We start from the raw sequence: 15,873 nt of genomic DNA on the forward strand, positions 1-15,873 counted from the left end.
ATGAAAGACAAACGGATTTTGATCACCGGCGGCGCCGGTCTCATCGGATCGCACATTGCGGATCTTGTCGCCCGTGAGGAACCGAAGGAAATACTGATCCTCGATAACTTCGTCCGTGGCAGACTAGAGAATCTGGCTGACGCCGTCGACAAAGCTCCCGTAACCATAGTCGAGGGAGACATTCGCGATCGAGCGCTTCTCAAGGAAGTCAGCCAAGGTATCGATGTCGTCTTCCACCAGGCTGCCATTCGCATTACGCAGTGCGCGGAGGAGCCGCGGCTTGCATTTGACGTTCTGGCGGGCGGGACATTCGACGTTCTTGAAGCCGCCGTTCAGGCCGGGGTGTCGAAGGTTGTAGCAGCGTCCTCTGCTTCGGTCCTTGGATTGGCCGACAGCTTCCCGACCACGGAGGAGCATCACCCATACAATAATCGTACAATCTATGGCGCCGCCAAAGCCTTCAACGAGGGGCTGTTGCGCAGCTTTGCGGAGATGTATGGGCTGCGCTACGTGGCACTGCGCTACTTCAACGTCTATGGACCCCGCATGGATGTTTACGGCGCCTACACGGAAGTTCTGATCCGTTGGATGGAACGGATTGCCGGCGGCTTGCCGCCGATCATCCTCGGCGATGGTACGCAGACGATGGATTTCGTGCATGTGTACGACATTGCGCGGGCTAATCTGCTTGCTGCGAAATCCGATGTGACTGACGAGGTCTTCAATGTGGCAAGCGGTAGCGAGACGAGCCTTCGCGAGCTTGCGGCCCTGCTGACCAAGGTAATGGGCTCATCGTTAGAGCCCCAATTTGGGCCGGCGCGCAAAGTCAATGCCGTGCCGCGACGCCTTGCTTCGACTGCCAAGGCCGAGGAGCTCCTGGGCTTTAGCTCACAGGTGACAATGGAAGAGGGCCTGCGTGATCTTGTGGCGTGGTGGCGCCAGGAAAAAAGCGTGAAGGCAGGAGAGGCAGCATGAGCCAGATTCCGGTTGCCAAGCCTGTTCTCGATGAACATGAAGTCGAGGCGGTCCGACGCGTTATTTTATCGGGCTGGGTTACACAAGGGCCTGAGGTGGCTGCCTTCGAAGAAGAGTTTGCCGACTTTGTTGGTGCTAGGCACGCATGCGCCGTTTCAAATTGCACAACCGCGCTTCACCTTGCTCTCAAGGCGGTCGGGGTCGACGCTGGCGATGAAGTCATAACCGTTAGCCACACGTTCATCGCAACCGCAAATGCGATCCGCTATTGTGGCGCCGTGCCGGTCTTCGTTGATATCGAGAAAGATGGTTACAACATCGATCCTGACCTGATCGAGGCGGCCATCACGCCCCGCACCAAGGCCATCGTTTGCGTCCATCAGCTCGGAATGCCTTGCGACCTGCATCGTATTGTTGCGATCGCAGCCCGTCATTGCATCCCGGTGATTGAGGATGCTGCTTGCGCGACTGGTAGCGAAATCCTCTGGAAGGGTCGTTGGGAAAAGATTGGCAAGCCCCATGGCGATATTGCTTGCTTTTCGTTTCATCCCCGTAAGGTAGTGACAACGGGCGATGGCGGTATGCTGACGACCGCCAATCCCGAGTATGACCGAAAGTTTCGCCTGTGGCGGCAGCATGGCATGAGTGTCACGGATGCCGTACGGCACGGTTCCAAGCAGGTCATTTTCGAATCCTATCCCGAGCTTGGTTACAACTATCGAATGACCGATATGCAGGCCGCCGTCGGTCGAGAACAACTCAAGCGCCTTCCGACGATCATCGCGCGGCGGCGCGAGATCGCGAGCCACTACACCGAGAAGCTTTCTTCGGCAGCGAATGTCGAGCTGCCCAACGAGCCCACTTGGGCTCGCAGCAATTGGCAGAGCTTCTGTCTCAAATTGGCATCATATTTGGATCAACGCGATGTCATGCAGGAGCTGCTTGACCGAGGGGTTTCGACAAGACGTGGGATCATGAACATTCACCTCGAGGGCGCCTATTCCGTGCCTGGGTCACACCGGGTTGTGACGAGCCTTCAGCAAAGCGTTGCAGCACAGCAGCACTCGATCATTCTGCCACTGTTTGCGCAGATGGAAGGGATCGATGTGACCTGCGTCGTGGAGGCAGTGCAGGCCTCTGTCTCGCCCCATTTGGCGATTGAGCGGGTGGGTTGATTTCCCACCTGCAGCTTGCGGCCGCCGTCAGACTGAAGTGATCCTGGGAAAAGGCCTGACCGGATTCCCCAGTCAATGTAAACGACCCGGCTTGTCTGGCCCGACCTGGCGATTGCCGACGCCAACTTCGCCCTTTGGCGCACTGCAAGTGATGGCGTTCGACATCTCCTCGACGGTCGTGCGCTCTATTCTTTGATCGAGTTCGGTCTGACAGTTGCGCTGCGTCTTTGCCAATTGTCTTGCTGATGTTCAGCCGCTCCGATATCGCGGGAGCCGGACGATCTGGCTTGTGCGTCACTCTCAAAATCGATCGGATCGCCCCATGCTTTACACGTTCAAGTCAGAGACAGAATAAAAACCGGCGTCGGCCAAGGTCGGCCGTTTGTGCCGAAGCCTTGTCCCGGATTTACCGGGATTATTGGAATGCACCCTATCGTGAGACATTGATATCGCTGTCCGAAATTCAGTGGAATCCTTGTCCGGATTTTCCAAAACCTGCAGGGCATGCCGGTTTGGTTGGATTCGCGAAAGTCTCCACCGTTCAAAACGTGGCGTCTAAAAACGCAGTCGGCGGACACCGTTCGTTTCTTTTCGGCGCTGGGAACAGTTCGCCAAAAGGCGAACTTGCCGACGAAGATGAAAACCGTGAAGATTGGCACTTCAAAAACGCATGCACTTTTCGGGGGGGCGGGAGTGGTAGACAATTATGAGTTCAGTTGGCACCCCGGCATTGGCGACCCCACGATCGCGGGATGGGTTACAGTCGCTCTCTACTTGCTTGCCAGCGTCAGCTGCTGGATGACTATGGGGTGCGTCCGTCGGCAAAATTGGAACGACAAATCCGACGCGCATATCTGGCGCATTATCTCAGTATTCTTTTTCATTCTCGGCATAAATAAGCAGCTAGACCTTCAGTCTGGCATGACAGAGCTTGGCCGCATGCTTGCTTACTCGGAGGGCTGGTATGAACGACGCCAGGCTGTTCAAATTTATTTCGTGGTTAGCGTTGCCGCTGTGTGCCTGGCCATTATACCAGCCTTTATCTACTGGGTTAGAACGTCGCCAATTCAGATGTGGATTGCATTGGTCGGCTCGACGTTTGTGCTCGGGTACGTGCTAATTCGTGCGGCATCTTTCCATCATCTCGACAGCTTCTTTAGAAGCCGTTTCCTAGGCCTCAAATGGTACTGGATTCTGGAGATGGCTGGGATTGTCATTGTGCTGCTCGCCAGCGAGTGGCGGCGAGCAAAAGTCGTCCAGCAAATAGGTGGACGTGTCGCCAGTTAGGTCATTGAACGCCTGGCACGGATGCGATCTATCGCATGAAGAAATCATCGACGAGGTCGCCCGCGACCACAATGCCACAATACACCGCCGCCGTCGAAGCGGCCGGGAAGATGTCAAGCTCCTCGCTCAAAAAAGCATGTGTTCTGCTCGGCCGCAGGACAGTGCCCGGCGCTTTGTCACTGATTGCAGCCATCCCTGGTGGATGTTGCCAACGACCAGTCTATTTCAGGCGTATCGCGCTGAAAAGTCGCCTCGTTGTCGCGAGGGGATGCGACGTGAAGAAGGGCTTGCCAATCTGCATGATTGCGACTGACGGGTCTGCCTCAAACCCCTCGCATGTTTAGAAGAGGCCGGATCAGTCGCGGAAACGCGTGTTCAGGTAGCAGACCTGCAAGCATCCTCAGGGAGTAGAGGCCGACCATGATCGCAATCGCCAGCCCGAGACTGGTTGCTTGCCAGAGCGGCAAAAACTGGAAGGCGCCAAACACCAATCCTGATATCGGAAGATAGGCGATGATCAGTTTGCGATTGGCCGGTGACCAGCGAAAATTCGTGTAGCGTCGTGCAACACAATATATCAGGATGCCGTGCCAAACGTAGAGGCCGAAGAATGCAAAGCCTGCCCCTGCAGCGCCGAATTTAGGCACACACAGCCAAGCAAGTCCAACATGAACAACGGTCGCGGCGACTTCTGACCAGAAGAAAATCGCCTTAGCGCCCTTGGCAAGTACGATGAATCCAATCGGCCAGGCCACAATTCTCAGCATCATTCCAAGGCAAATCCAGCGCAGAATTTCGACCGCCCCCTGGAACTCCGAGGAGTAAAAAAGCGCCATGACCGCTGGGGCCAGCGTCAGTGTTGCGATCAGACCTGGACCTGCCAATAGGATGCTCACTTCAGTCTGTTCGTTGACCAGTCGGTTGCATTCTGCGTTGTCCTCGGCAACAGCGGTAAGGCGTGGATAGAAGTCGGTTCCCATGGCCTGCAGGATGAAGCCGGCATAAAGGCCTCCCAAGGACCATGCTGCCTGATAGAGGCCAGCCGCATGCAACCCGCTTTCCGACGAGACGATGAGACGAATGGCGTAGGCGCTGCCCATTGTCAAAAAGCCACTCGCCATAAATACGATGCCAAGCTTAAATAGCGCGCTCGTTTCCTGCAGTGCCCGTCCCGCTGACAGAGAGACGCTAGGGATATCAATCCTCCGGCTGAACCACCACGAGATTACGAAGCTTGCGAAAGCTGCTGCCGCGAGTGCTATCGCGATCCCACGCGAGCCCAGGAAATAAATGATCGGCACCCCGACGACCAAACTGAAGAGGCCCCCGAGCACACTCATCCAGGCGAGACCGGAAATGTCGCGCACACCCTGTATCAGCGCTCCTCTTCCTGCAGCTGCAACCTGAAAGAACACCGCGAGCGACAGGATCATCACGCCGACCATATGCTGGCGATCTCCGAAGGTGAACTCTGCCACAGGTCCGGAAAAAAGAAGCAAGAGTGCCGCTCCCACCAAGCCCAGGATGATGGAAACGCGGCGCAGCACCGCGACAACCTCTGATATCCGCTTGGCATCGTGCGAACCGACAGCCGCTATCTGCCGAACACCACTGGCATTGATGCCAAGACCTGCGACGGTCTGAGCGATATCTGCGACTGAATTGTAGAGCGCCATCATGCCGATGCCTTCGGGTCCGAGAAGCAGCGCCATGGCTTTGTTTCGGGCGATGGAGAACACCACATTGATGACGGACGAGCCACCGATCAGCATGGTGGACCTGATGATCTGATTGTAACTCTTGCTATCTTGACCGCTGGGAAGGGTAGCGGGCGTCGGATTTAGAGAACCAGGCTTCATTGAGATTGCTTTGCAATGATAAATACGCAGATCATTGGCCGACGCCCTGTGGTGTCGATGCGGACATATCCGGCGATATTGACGCAGGTGTTTGGGACGCTGCGACAAGGGTGACCTTCAAGACGTCTCCCGGCCCCATTGACGTGGCCTCAAAAGCGGGTGTCTCGGTGCTCTTGCCACCACTGTTGCGGACGACGGTGTACACAAGCTTTGGTTTTCCAACGGGCCCCAACGACGCGCCCGATGCCAGGGTTTCCATAAGCACTTTCTGAGTTGTGATCTTCTTAACCTGCAAACTGCTCATAACGGCGCGCTCCGACTGCAAAGCCGAAGCAATTTCTGTCTGTCTTCTGTCTGCAAGTCCTTCAAGATCCCGCGTCGTCTGGCTGATGCTTTGCCGGGCCCGCATTATCAGGACGGTAAGATCAAGGCGCTCGTTCTGGTAAGCTCTTATCACGCGCTCGGCTTCTGCCTGTCGTGTTGCGACAAGTGCGCCGCGTTCAATGAGGGCAATGGTGCTATTGAGCTGCTGTTGCGCTGAGTTTATGTTTGCGTCCGTACTCTTTATCTTCGTTTCAAGCACGCTGATCTCGCTTGAGAGGAGATCGCGAAGCGCATTCAACGATTTCGTCTGCCTCGTAAGCTCGTTTGCCCTCGCCGAGAATATGGCCTCTTCCTGCTGGTATACGGCAGCGCCATCGCCATCGTTCGATTGTTTCTGTTTGGATCGGAACGTTGGCTGCCCCGCCATTTCTGCTTCCAGGCGCTCAATTTTTGCGGCACTGCGCATGATCGAGTCATCGATCTCCTTTGCATCGCCGACCAGTTTGAAAACCGCTTGTGGGCTTTCGGTCGCATCCAGTGCCCGCATCTGGCCTCCGCCCACCGCCAAGGCTTGAAGAACCGTCATCCCGGTTCGGAATTCATATTCGCCAGGATTTTTGACGTCGCCCACGACATAGATCGGTGGGTATTTCAGGATTTCGATGGTAGCGGCTGGCTCGTCGACCAGCCCGATCTTTTCTTTCAGCTTTTTGGAGATGTCCGATGCCAGAGCCGCTTCGTCCTTGTTTTCAACGGACACGGCGCCAACCAGTGGGACAATGATTGTCCCCTGGTCCGAGACTGTATATTCCCCCCCCACGGCAGCCCATTGCTCGTAGCTTCCCTTCGTTGGCATCCACTGGACAAGCGTCAGCCGAATCTTCGTGTTGGGGAAAATTGGGGAGGCGAGGGCTGCGCCGACATTCAGGACAAACAGCAAAGCACTCGCAGTTGCAACAAGCCGTGGGACAGCGCGCGGAAGCTTGTCGAAACCTGTGTGCAATATCATGTAACGCTCCAACAAGATTTCGCGACACCTCGAGCTGAAGCAGGAGCTGCCGTGGGTGCTGTCTGGTACAGCGATGATTTTATTCTTTCATTCTACGGTATCGCTATCTTTCGGGGCAATATGCCAGAAGTAATCAATAGGAGTTAGTCTTCGCGACACTCAAAAGAATTGATTGGCTGGAATCAGTAACGAAACATGACGGCAAGGCGAGATTGAAAGCTACCCAAATGGACTAGCGAACGACCATGCCATATACACTAACGACCAACTATCATGCCTTTCAAATCTGGTCGAAGATGACACCTCGCACTACGCCGCTCTAGTTTTCAAGTTCGGATATATTCGTAATGGGTGACATCGATGTCCACTTTTACCTTTCAATTCTTCGACGGAGGTTGCCGTATATCCTGCTGTGCGTAACAGCGAGTACGGTTCTGGCTCTTATTTTTGCGGTATTTCAGCCACGCACCTATCAGTCGTCGGCAAAGATCCTGGTCGAGGCGCCGCAGATCCCCGTCAACCTCGTCCGGTCCACTGTCCAGACCAGTTCCATGGGCCAGTTGCAAATAATCCAGCAGCAGGTGACGACGCGGGACAATCTTGTCAAACTCGCAGCAAAGCTCGACATCTACGCCGGCGAAAAGGAACAGCCGCCGGTCGAATACCTTGTAAAAAACATGCGTTCCCGCATCATTTTTGAAGAAACAGAATTGAGCGGCGGCGACGGTGCATCGGTATTCACGATTGGGTTCGAGGCCAAGTCCCCGCTCCTGGCAGCGCAGGTCGCCAATGAGCTTGCGACATCGATCCTGTCCGGCAATCAGAAACAAAGAACAGACAGGGCAGGAAATACTCTGGAGTTCTTTGACGACGAGGTGAAAAGACTGGATGGCGACCTTGCTCGTGTCGAGGCGGAACTCCTGAAATTCAAGAACGAAAACAGAGAAACGCTTCCCGAAAGCCTGGGTTTTCGTCGCACACAGCAGAGCGCATTGCAGGAACGGCTGATATCGCTCGAGCGGGAGCAATCGGATCTTCGCACAAGACGCAGTCTTCTGGTTGAAACCTACATGGTTACCGGCAAATATCCCACCGGCGAGCCTTTGACTGCGGAACAACAAATGCTGCTCGATCTGAACAAGGCCCTTTCCGATCAGCTTACGGTATTCTCGGAAACGAGCCCAAACATAGTCGCGCTGCGGGCGCGCATCGCCGCACTGCGCGGCAAGGTGGTCCCCAAGAAGCAAGAGGGTGGCGACACCAAGGCGCCATCGGGTCTTGATTTTCAGCTCTCCGACGTGGACAGGCGGATTGAAGCGATCGAACAGGAGCGGGCGCAGATAACCGGGAAGATTGAAGAACTGACGCAATCCATCCGCGCCACGCCAGCCACCGATATTCGACTGAACGCCCTTGAGCGCACGCTTGCGAATACGCAAACGCAGTACAACACGGCAATTGCCAAACGGGCAGAAGCCTCGTTGGGCCAGCAGATGGAGGCACGTTCCGACGGCGGGCGATTCTCACTTCTGGAGGAAGCCACCCAACCGCAACAACCACTGCGATCGAAACGTCGTCTCATCGTTATTGGCGGCATCCTCGCAGGGCTTGGCTTGAGTCTCGCAGTCATCGCATTGCTTGAAATACTGAACAAGACGATCCGCCGGCCGGCTGAATTGGTCCAGATGCTCCAGGCGCAGCCACTTGCGGTTATTCCTTTCATCAACACCCCCTACGAAACCCGAACGCCACCATTGAAAAGGAAGCTCAATAGCGTCACGCGAATATTCAGCCACCGTTGACGTCGTGGGATGACTGCCGGTCTTCCCGGACTGCTGGCCAAAAAGTGAACCCGAGTAGCGTCATGCTTCGACGCAGTGATTGAGGAAATGCAATGGAATTTGTTGGCAGATCGTCGCGCAGTAGAGGAATTGCCGAGATGGACGATCGGAGCCCGGCATTGCCGGAACCGCTGGATATTGTGCGAGGCGCATGGGAGGGACTACCCCCGCTTGTTGTTGACCACGATGCAGCTGCCAACAATCGCGTCATCACTTTGAACGGATCATCCCCGGCTCATGCTGCCTTTGACATGATGCGCACAAAGCTGCTGCGTCTGCTTAGGGAGAACAAGTGGACCTCGGTTGCCATCACGTCTCCGACCCCTTCATGCGGGAAGACCTGCGTTGCGCTGAACCTCGCATTCAGTCTGGCCAATCAGGGGGATTGTCGAACTGTGCTCGTCGATCTCGATCTACGGCGCCCGCAGATCGGCAAGGCCCTTGGCATCAAAAATTCAGGCTCAATCGAGAGCTTCCTGAAGGGGGACGCTGGCTTACGCGAAACGTTCTTTCGATACGGAGACAACCTCGCGATTGCGCCAAACCGACAGCCAATGCGCTTCTCGGCCGAACTCCTTCAAAGTGGCGCGGCATCTCAATCACTACAAGCGATGCGTCAGGAGGTAAAACCGGACGTCATCCTCTATGATTTGCCGCCTATGCTGTCGACCGATGATGTACTTGCGTTCCTGCCGAATGTAGACGGCGTCATCCTCGTTGCTGCTTCCGACCAAAGCACGATGAGCGAAGTGGATATTTGCGAGCAGAGCCTGCAGGAGAAGACGAACGTGCTAGGCGTTGTCCTCAACAAGAGCCAACACAGTCAGACGCAATACGGCTACTGAGACAAGCCGCGGCCCGGATAGTCCTGCTCCCTATTCAACCCATCCCTCAAACTGATTGCAGGGCGGCTCGGCCAGACCGTCTGCCGCGAGCGCGTTGAGCCTGACAGCAATTTCTGTCAGTCCGCGCTCTTCAGCATAATGCATCAGACCACCCCGCCAGCGTGGGAACCCATATCCGTGGATTTCTACAAGGTCGATGTCGGCTGACCTGAGCGCGACCTTATCCTTCAGGATCTTCGCGGCCTCGTTGACCATCGGCAAGACGATGCAGTCGATGATCGCAGCCTCATCCCATTGCCGTTGTGGCGTTCCGGTCGCAAGCTCGCCGATGATGCCAGCAACGATTTTCGAAGGTTGCGGCGTACGGTCGCCCTTGGTGTAGTCGTACCATCCACCGCCACTCTTGTGCCCAAAGCGCTCCAATGCACAAAGCCGCTCAGCGACCGGTGCAAAGGGAGTATCGCCGCGCGCATGCGCCGCCCGGCGTTGGAAGGCAGCAATGTCGAGACCGCCGAGGTCCTGAGCCTCGAAGGGGCCCATCGGAAAGCCGAAGGTGCGCATCGCCGCATCGACCGCCTGTGGTGTCGCGCCTGCTAGCAACAGGCGCTCGGCCTGGGCGCGGGTCATTTTCAGGATCCGGTTGCCAATAAAGCCATCGCAGATGCCGGCGCGCACCGGAATCTTGTTCAGCATGCGGGCGAGCGCAAAACCCGTCGCCAGTGTCGCCGCCGTGGTTTGAGCTGTCGGCACGATCTCCAGCAGTTTCATGACATGAGCCGGGCTGAAGAAGTGCAACCCGACAAAGCGCTCTGGATGCTTGATGCCGGCCGCAATCTCTTCTGGATCGAGGTAGGAGGTGTTGGTGGCAAGCACGGCGTCAGCGCGGCAAACTGCAGACAGCCTGCTGAAGACGTCGCGCTTGACGTCGATATCCTCAAATACCGCCTCTATGACGAGGTCGACTCCGGCGAGAAGGCCATAGTCGGTCGTGCCCGTTACGGCCGACAGCCGCTCGGCCGCGGCTTCGGAACTGATCTTACCGCGCTTGACCAAACCGTCAATAATCGAGCGCAGGTTGGAAAGGCCGCGTTCGAGCGCAACCTCGTCGCGCTCCACCAGCGTGACGGGCAATCTCGCGTCGCAAAGGGCTGCCGCGATTCCTGCACCCATGGTTCCGCCACCGATCACAGCGGGAGAACGGATCCTCCGGGGCTCGACACCGCCAAGCTCCGGCGGCCTCAGGGCTGCACGTTCCGCGAAGAAAACATGGCGCAAGGCAGAAGCCTGGGACGAGCCGCGCAACTCGAGAAACGTCTGGCGTTCGAAGGCCATTGCAGCCTCGAAATCGGCCTCAGCCGCCGTGCGCACGCAGGCGAGTGCACGGAGCGGCGCGTCCTCGCGCTTGGCGCGGCCGGCAACCACCGTCGTGCTCGTTTCCCAAAACGCTGCGTCCACTGCGGGCACACCTCGTTGGCGAAGTGGAAGCGGAAGAGACTGATCGAGGGCCGCGCGCGCAAAGTCGATCGCCCCCTTTTCCAGATCACCTTCGACGACCGCGTCAATCAGACCCTGCGCACGGGCCCTGGGCGCGGCCACCGGCGTGCCGGTTGTGACCATTTCCGCGGCAAGCGCCGGCCCGACGAGCCGTGGCAGCCGCACCGTGCCGCCGGCGCCTGGTACGATGCCAAGGCGGACTTCGGGCAAGCCGACGCTCGCTGACGGTACCGCCACGCGAAAACGGCAGCCGAGCGCTACTTCGAAGCCGCCGCCAAGCGCACTGCCGTGAATTGCGGCGACCCATGGCTTGGCTGCCGTCTCGATGCGTGCGACGAGATCCGGTAGGTGAGGGGGTGTCGGGGGCTTTCCGAATTCGTTGACGTCGGCACCGGCGATGAAGGTCCGCCCCTCGCAGATCAGAACCACTGCGCGCACCGATGGATCGGCGTCCAGCGTCTCAGCCGCATTCCACAAATCCTGCCGCAGCGCCTGCGACAGGGCGTTGACGGGCGGGTTGTCGATGGTGACGATGGCGACGTCGCCGGCGCGTTCGATGGTCACGGTCATGATGTCATATTCCCACGTAGGCTTCGCGAATGCGTTTATCGGCAATCAGGTGCTCCCCCCAAGAGAACATAGGTTAAGTCAAAGCCCCGTCACGCCGCCTTCGGGCGGCGCCACATGACGATACGGAATCGGTTGGCCACGAAGGCTGTGTCTGTCAGGCTGGCGTTGCCTGCCGGGTTGGCACCGGTGACATGGAAATCACTGAACGCAGCACTCTGGTTGACGAAGATGCCGCCAGTCAGATTGATCGAGAGGTTGACGCCGGCCTTTGCGAAGGCGTCCACGGCAGCGTCAGTTCGGTTGTCGTTCGTGTCGTAGAGTGCCGCGGTGATGGCACCTTTGCGGCGGGCAAGCGTTGCCGCTTTTGCGATGCCGTCGTCTGCATCCGCGACGCCGACGATGAAGGCGATCGGACCGAAGCGCTCTTCCTCATGCGCATCCGTCTTGTCGGCATCGACGGCAAGGACGAGGGGTGTTGCCGTGCGCGCATCTCCAGCGTTGATCGGGGCAGAATCGCGAATGATCGTTCCGAGGCCACGGGCTGTCGCAATACGGGCCAAGGTTGCCGGATTGGCGATAGCGCCACAGACGCCGGCGGCGCGCGCCGGATCGGCAACAAGGTCGTCGATTGCCGCAACAATACCCCCTGCAACATCGTCGAAGCTCTTGTGACCCTGGTTCGTCTCTATGCCGTTCCTGGGGACGTAGATGTTCTGGGGCGCGGTGCACATCTGGCCACTGTAGAGGCAGAGGGAGAAGGCGATGTTGGCGCACATCCCGGCGAAATCGTCTGTGGCAGCGACGACGATCGAATTGACACCGGCCTCCTCCGTGTAGAGAGGAGCCTCTCCGGCATGCCGGCGCAGCCAATCGCCGAAGCTGTTCGAGCCCGTATAATCGATGATCGACACGGCATCGTTCTCAACGAGATCGCGGGTGATTTCGGCGCCGGGCGCATCAGCGGCGAGGAGCGCGACGTCGGCGGCAAATCCTTCTTGGCTCAACACCTGACGGATGACCGAAACGGTGATTGCCAACGGCAGGATTGCGCCCGGATGGGGCTTGACGATGACCGTGTTGCCGGTCGCAAGGCTGGCAAACAGGCCCGGATAGCTGTTCCAGGTCGGGAAGGTCTGGCAGCCGATTACCAGCGAGACGCCACGCGGCACGATCCGCCAGTGCTTTTCGAGAACGATTGGCTCGGCTATTCCTTGCGGTTTGGTCCAAACGGCCTGAGCGGGCGTGCGGGTCATCTCTTGGAAGGCATAGGCAAGGGCCTCAAGACCACGATCCTGCGCATGCGGGCCGCCGGCCTGGAACGCCATGGCAAACGCCTGCCCGGTCGTATGCATGACGGCGTTGGCCATTTCGAAGCTGATGCGATTGAGGCGGGCGAGAATTTCAAGGCAGATCCCGACGCGCGTTTCCGCTGATGCGGCAGCCCATGCGGGAGCCGCAGTCCTGGAGGCTTCAACCAGCGTTATGGCGTCCACAGCCGGATAGGTGATGCCAAGGGGCGGGCCGAACGGCGAAACCTCAGTGCCAACCGTTGCCGTTGCCGGATGACCGGGCAGATCGAAGGGCCTGCCAAGCCGGGCATTGTAGGAGGACAGACCATCGTCCTTGGCGGTTTCGCCATAGATCTTGCCACTCGGGACTTCGGGATAGGCCGACCAGTAGCCGCGTTCCTGCGCTGCCTTCAGGGCTGCGGCAAGGGTCTGCTGGTGGCGGGCAAACAGGGTGTGCATTCACATGGTCCTCTCATGCTCTGGATTTATAATTGACCGGCCGGTCGGTTTATGCAAGAGTTTTTTCATGAACCGCCCGATCCTGGCGGAACTGGAGGAAACATGTCCGAATCCGACACCGTCCTGTCGGCGTTTGCCGATGGCGTCCTTACGCTGACCCTCAACCGCCCCGACAAGCTCAATGCCTTCAACGAGGACATGCATCGGGCTCTGCGCGCCGGTTTTAAGCGTGCGCATGACGATGCGTCCGTGCGCGCCGTGCTTCTTACCGGAGCTGGTCGAGGCTTCTGCGCCGGGCAGGATCTCGGCGATCGCGATCCACGCAAGGGCGGCGCTGCTCCCGACCTCGGGCGCACGATCGAGCTCTTTTATAACCCGCTGATCCGCCTCATCAGGACACTCGACAAGCCCGTCATCTGCGCGGTGAACGGCGTCGCAGCCGGCGCCGGCGCCAACATTGCGCTTGCCTGCGACATCACCCTGGCTGCGCGCTCGGCGCGCTTCATTCAGGCCTTTGCCAAGATCGGCCTGGTGCCTGATTCCGGCGGGACCTGGAGCCTGCCCCGCCTGCTTGGTGAAGCGCGTGCCAAGGCGCTCGCAATGACAGCAGAGCCGCTCGACGCGGAAACGGCGGCAGGCTGGGGCCTGATCTGGAAGGTGGTCGAAGATGCCACACTCCTTGATGAAGCTACCGCACTTGCTGTCAGGCTTGCCGCCGGGCCGACAAGGGGCCTTGGCATGACCAAGCGCGCCATTCAGGCCGCGGCGACCAACTCGCTGGATGAGCAGCTGGAGCTGGAACGCGATCTTCAACGTGAGGCTGGGCGCAGCGCCGACTACGCCGAGGGCGTCTCCGCATTCCTGGAAAAGCGCAAGCCGGAGTTCAGGGGACAATGACCGACAGGCTCGTTCTGACGGCGCAGGAGCTTGCCGACGCCTGCGCGGACGCGATGTGGCGCGAGGATAACGCCACGCGTCATCTCGGCATGGCCGTGGAGCAGGTAGCACCGGGCGTGGCGGTGATCTCGATGGTTATCAAGCCTGAAATGACCAACGGTCATGGAACCTGCCATGGCGGATACATCTTCACGCTGGCCGATTCCGCCTTCGCCTTTGCCTGCAACACCTACAACCAGCGGGCCGTCGCGCAACATTGCTCGGTCACCTACATCGCACCGGCCATTGCCGGCGACCGGTTGACGGCAACGGCGCGCGAGGTTTCGCGGCGCGGTCGCGGCGGCATCTACGACATCAACGTGACCAATCAGAACGGCGAGCAGATAGCCGAATTTCGCGGTCACTCGCGCACCGTCAAGGGCACCCTCTTGCCGGAGCGGCCTTAAAGCGACCGGCCGTTCATCTTGGAGGAGACAGACATGGAAGACCTATCACCCCGCCCCGGCGACCTCGACGCCGTCGAGACCGCCTCGCGCGATGAACTTGCGGCACTCCAGCTCGATCGGATGAAATGGTCGTTGAGCCACGCCTATGAGAACTCCGCCTTCTACCGCGCGCGCTTTGACGAGGTGGGCGTCCATCCGTCGGATCTGACATCGCTGGCCGATCTGGCGAAGTTCCCGTTCACGACCAAGAAGGATCTTCGTGACACTTATCCCTTCGGCATGTTTGCCGTGCCGCGCGAGAAACTGACGCGCATTCATGGTTCGTCGGGTACAACAGGCAAGCCGACGGTGGTTGGCTACACGCAGAAGGATATCGACATCTGGGCAGACGTGGTGGCGCGTTCGATCCGCGCCGCTGGCGGCCGTCGTGGCGACATGGTCCATGTCGCTTACGGCTATGGGCTCTTCACCGGCGGCCTGGGTGCCCATTACGGCGCCGAGCGGCTTGGCTGTACCGTCGTGCCGATGTCCAGCGGCATGACCGAGCGGCAGGTCACGCTGATGCAGGATTTCAAGCCACGCATCATCATGGTGACGCCCTCTTATATGCTCTCCATCCTCGACGAATTCCGCCGCCAGGGGATCGACCCGCGTAAGAGCTCGCTGGCGGTCGGCATTTTCGGCGCCGAACCCTGGACGAACGCGATGCGTCAGGAGATCGAGCAGTCTTTCGACATGCATGCGGTCGACATTTATGGCCTCTCGGAAGTCATGGGGCCTGGCGTTGCCAGTGAGTGCGTCGAGACCAAGGACGGGCTGCATGTCTGGGAAGACCATTTTTATCCCGAGATTATCGACCCGGCCACGGGCGAGGTTCTGCCCGATGGCGAGATGGGCGAGCTCGTCTTCACGACGCTGACGAAGGAAGGCCTGCCGATCATCCGCTATCGCACGCGCGACCTGACGCGGCTCTTGCCCGGCACGGCACGCTGCATGCGGCGCATCGAAAAAATCACCGGCCGCTCGGACGACATGATGATCCTGCGCGGCGTCAACGTCTTCCCGACGCAGATCGAGGAGCAGATCCTGAAATGTCAGGGGCTCGCCCCGCATTTCCAGATCGAGCTCAGCCGCGCCGGCCGTATGGATCAGATGACCGTCCATGTCGAGTGCGCGCCTGACGCCGCCGACGAAATTGCGCGCGCTTCCTCGGCAAAAGCCCTTGCCCACTACATCAAGAGCGTCGTTGGTGTTACCACAAAGATCGAGATTCGCGACCCGGGTGGAGTCGCACGGTCCGAGGGTAAGGCCAAGCGGGTCGTCGACAACAGGCCGAAGGAATAAAGCCGATTGCTTCCCGGCGTGGTGACATTCCGGGAAGCGTCAAGCAAGAGCTGTCGAAA

General features: G+C 58.6%; 12 protein-coding genes. 8 read left to right on the plus strand and 4 right to left on the minus strand.

Translation table 11 applies throughout. From position 1 onward, the window contains the following. The 3 genes from WGT02_RS22165 to WGT02_RS22175 all read left to right on the plus strand — a co-directional run bounded on the left by WGT02_RS22165 (position 1) and on the right by WGT02_RS22175 (position 3,437). Positions 1-975 carry an NAD-dependent epimerase/dehydratase family protein gene (locus WGT02_RS22165; RefSeq protein WP_024316863.1) on the plus strand — a complete coding sequence of 325 codons (975 nt, stop codon included), beginning with the start codon at positions 1-3 and terminating at the stop codon, positions 973-975. After that, complete coding sequence (locus WGT02_RS22170) at positions 972-2,150, plus strand: DegT/DnrJ/EryC1/StrS aminotransferase family protein (RefSeq protein ID WP_208246854.1); 1,179 nt, start codon at positions 972-974, stop codon at positions 2,148-2,150. The genes WGT02_RS22165 and WGT02_RS22170 overlap by 4 nt, the downstream gene beginning before the upstream one ends. A 624-nt stretch (positions 2,151-2,774) precedes the next feature. Continuing rightward, a complete protein-coding gene (locus tag WGT02_RS22175) occupies positions 2,775-3,437 on the plus strand; it encodes a hypothetical protein (RefSeq protein ID WP_225040010.1) in 663 nt (220 codons plus the stop codon). Between the two features lie 323 nt (positions 3,438-3,760). Here the strand turns inward: WGT02_RS22175 and WGT02_RS22180 are convergent, their stop codons facing one another. After that, the gene (locus WGT02_RS22180) at positions 3,761-5,296 is read right to left on the minus strand and encodes an O-antigen translocase (protein ID WP_208246856.1); all 1,536 of its coding nucleotides are present in this window, start codon (positions 5,294-5,296) and stop codon (positions 3,761-3,763) included. A gap of 31 nt (positions 5,297-5,327) precedes the next feature. Next, positions 5,328-6,629 (minus strand): polysaccharide biosynthesis/export family protein, encoded by a 1,302-nt coding sequence (locus tag WGT02_RS22185; RefSeq protein WP_208246857.1) that lies wholly within the window; start codon positions 6,627-6,629, stop codon positions 5,328-5,330. A gap of 347 nt (positions 6,630-6,976) precedes the next feature. Here WGT02_RS22185 and WGT02_RS22190 point away from each other — a divergent pair, with 347 nt between their 5' ends. Together WGT02_RS22190 and WGT02_RS22195 are read left to right on the plus strand one after the other, a co-directional pair. Beyond that, a complete protein-coding gene (locus tag WGT02_RS22190) occupies positions 6,977-8,431 on the plus strand; it encodes a Wzz/FepE/Etk N-terminal domain-containing protein (protein ID WP_024316858.1) in 1,455 nt (484 codons plus the stop codon). 137 nt (positions 8,432-8,568) lie between these two features. Then, the gene (locus tag WGT02_RS22195) at positions 8,569-9,315 is read left to right on the plus strand and encodes a CpsD/CapB family tyrosine-protein kinase (RefSeq protein WP_029710243.1); all 747 of its coding nucleotides are present in this window, start codon (positions 8,569-8,571) and stop codon (positions 9,313-9,315) included. Between the two features lie 30 nt (positions 9,316-9,345). Here the strand turns inward: WGT02_RS22195 and WGT02_RS22200 are convergent, their stop codons facing one another. Then, entirely contained in the window at positions 9,346-11,379 is a 2,034-nt protein-coding gene (locus tag WGT02_RS22200) for a 3-hydroxyacyl-CoA dehydrogenase NAD-binding domain-containing protein (protein ID WP_208246859.1), read from the minus strand. An 89-nt stretch (positions 11,380-11,468) separates the two neighbouring features. Next, positions 11,469-13,127, minus strand: a complete 1,659-nt coding sequence (paaN, locus tag WGT02_RS22205; protein WP_024316855.1) for a phenylacetic acid degradation protein PaaN — start codon at positions 13,125-13,127, stop codon at positions 11,469-11,471. A gap of 102 nt (positions 13,128-13,229) precedes the next feature. Here paaN and paaG point away from each other — a divergent pair, with 102 nt between their 5' ends. Genes paaG through paaK form a run of 3 tightly spaced genes read left to right on the plus strand, consistent with a single transcriptional unit; the run spans position 13,230 to position 15,814 of the window. Further along, entirely contained in the window at positions 13,230-14,024 is a 795-nt protein-coding gene (gene paaG, locus WGT02_RS22210; protein ID WP_024316854.1) for a 2-(1,2-epoxy-1,2-dihydrophenyl)acetyl-CoA isomerase PaaG, read from the plus strand. Then, positions 14,021-14,470: a hydroxyphenylacetyl-CoA thioesterase PaaI gene (paaI, locus tag WGT02_RS22215; protein WP_024316853.1), complete on the plus strand. Its 450-nt coding sequence runs from the start codon at positions 14,021-14,023 to the stop codon at positions 14,468-14,470. The genes paaG and paaI overlap by 4 nt, the downstream gene beginning before the upstream one ends. Before the next feature lie 33 nt (positions 14,471-14,503). Then, positions 14,504-15,814 carry a phenylacetate--CoA ligase PaaK gene (paaK, locus tag WGT02_RS22220; RefSeq protein ID WP_024316852.1) on the plus strand — a complete coding sequence of 437 codons (1,311 nt, stop codon included), beginning with the start codon at positions 14,504-14,506 and terminating at the stop codon, positions 15,812-15,814. Positions 15,815-15,873 lie beyond the last annotated feature (59 nt).

Origin of the sequence: Rhizobium sp. T1470, assembly GCF_042140505.1 — a bacterium.
Taxonomy (GTDB): domain Bacteria; phylum Pseudomonadota; class Alphaproteobacteria; order Rhizobiales; family Rhizobiaceae; genus Rhizobium; species Rhizobium favelukesii.

What these genes read in the sequence shown, in the direction of transcription:
- WGT02_RS22165 (WP_024316863.1), top strand. Translation starts at nt 1, where the DNA reads ATGAAAGACAAACGGATTTTGATCACCGGCGGCGCCGGTCTCATCGGA.
- WGT02_RS22170 (WP_208246854.1), top strand. Translation starts at nt 972, where the DNA reads ATGAGCCAGATTCCGGTTGCCAAGCCTGTTCTCGATGAACATGAAGTC.
- WGT02_RS22180 (WP_208246856.1), bottom strand. Translation starts at nt 5,296, where the DNA reads ATGAAGCCTGGTTCTCTAAATCCGACGCCCGCTACCCTTCCCAGCGGT.
- WGT02_RS22185 (WP_208246857.1), bottom strand. Translation starts at nt 6,629, where the DNA reads ATGATATTGCACACAGGTTTCGACAAGCTTCCGCGCGCTGTCCCACGG.
- WGT02_RS22190 (WP_024316858.1), top strand. Translation starts at nt 6,977, where the DNA reads ATGGGTGACATCGATGTCCACTTTTACCTTTCAATTCTTCGACGGAGG.
- WGT02_RS22195 (WP_029710243.1), top strand. Translation starts at nt 8,569, where the DNA reads ATGGACGATCGGAGCCCGGCATTGCCGGAACCGCTGGATATTGTGCGA.
- WGT02_RS22200 (WP_208246859.1), bottom strand. Translation starts at nt 11,379, where the DNA reads ATGACCGTGACCATCGAACGCGCCGGCGACGTCGCCATCGTCACCATC.
- paaN (WP_024316855.1), bottom strand. Translation starts at nt 13,127, where the DNA reads ATGCACACCCTGTTTGCCCGCCACCAGCAGACCCTTGCCGCAGCCCTG.
- paaG (WP_024316854.1), top strand. Translation starts at nt 13,230, where the DNA reads ATGTCCGAATCCGACACCGTCCTGTCGGCGTTTGCCGATGGCGTCCTT.
- paaI (WP_024316853.1), top strand. Translation starts at nt 14,021, where the DNA reads ATGACCGACAGGCTCGTTCTGACGGCGCAGGAGCTTGCCGACGCCTGC.
- paaK (WP_024316852.1), top strand. Translation starts at nt 14,504, where the DNA reads ATGGAAGACCTATCACCCCGCCCCGGCGACCTCGACGCCGTCGAGACC.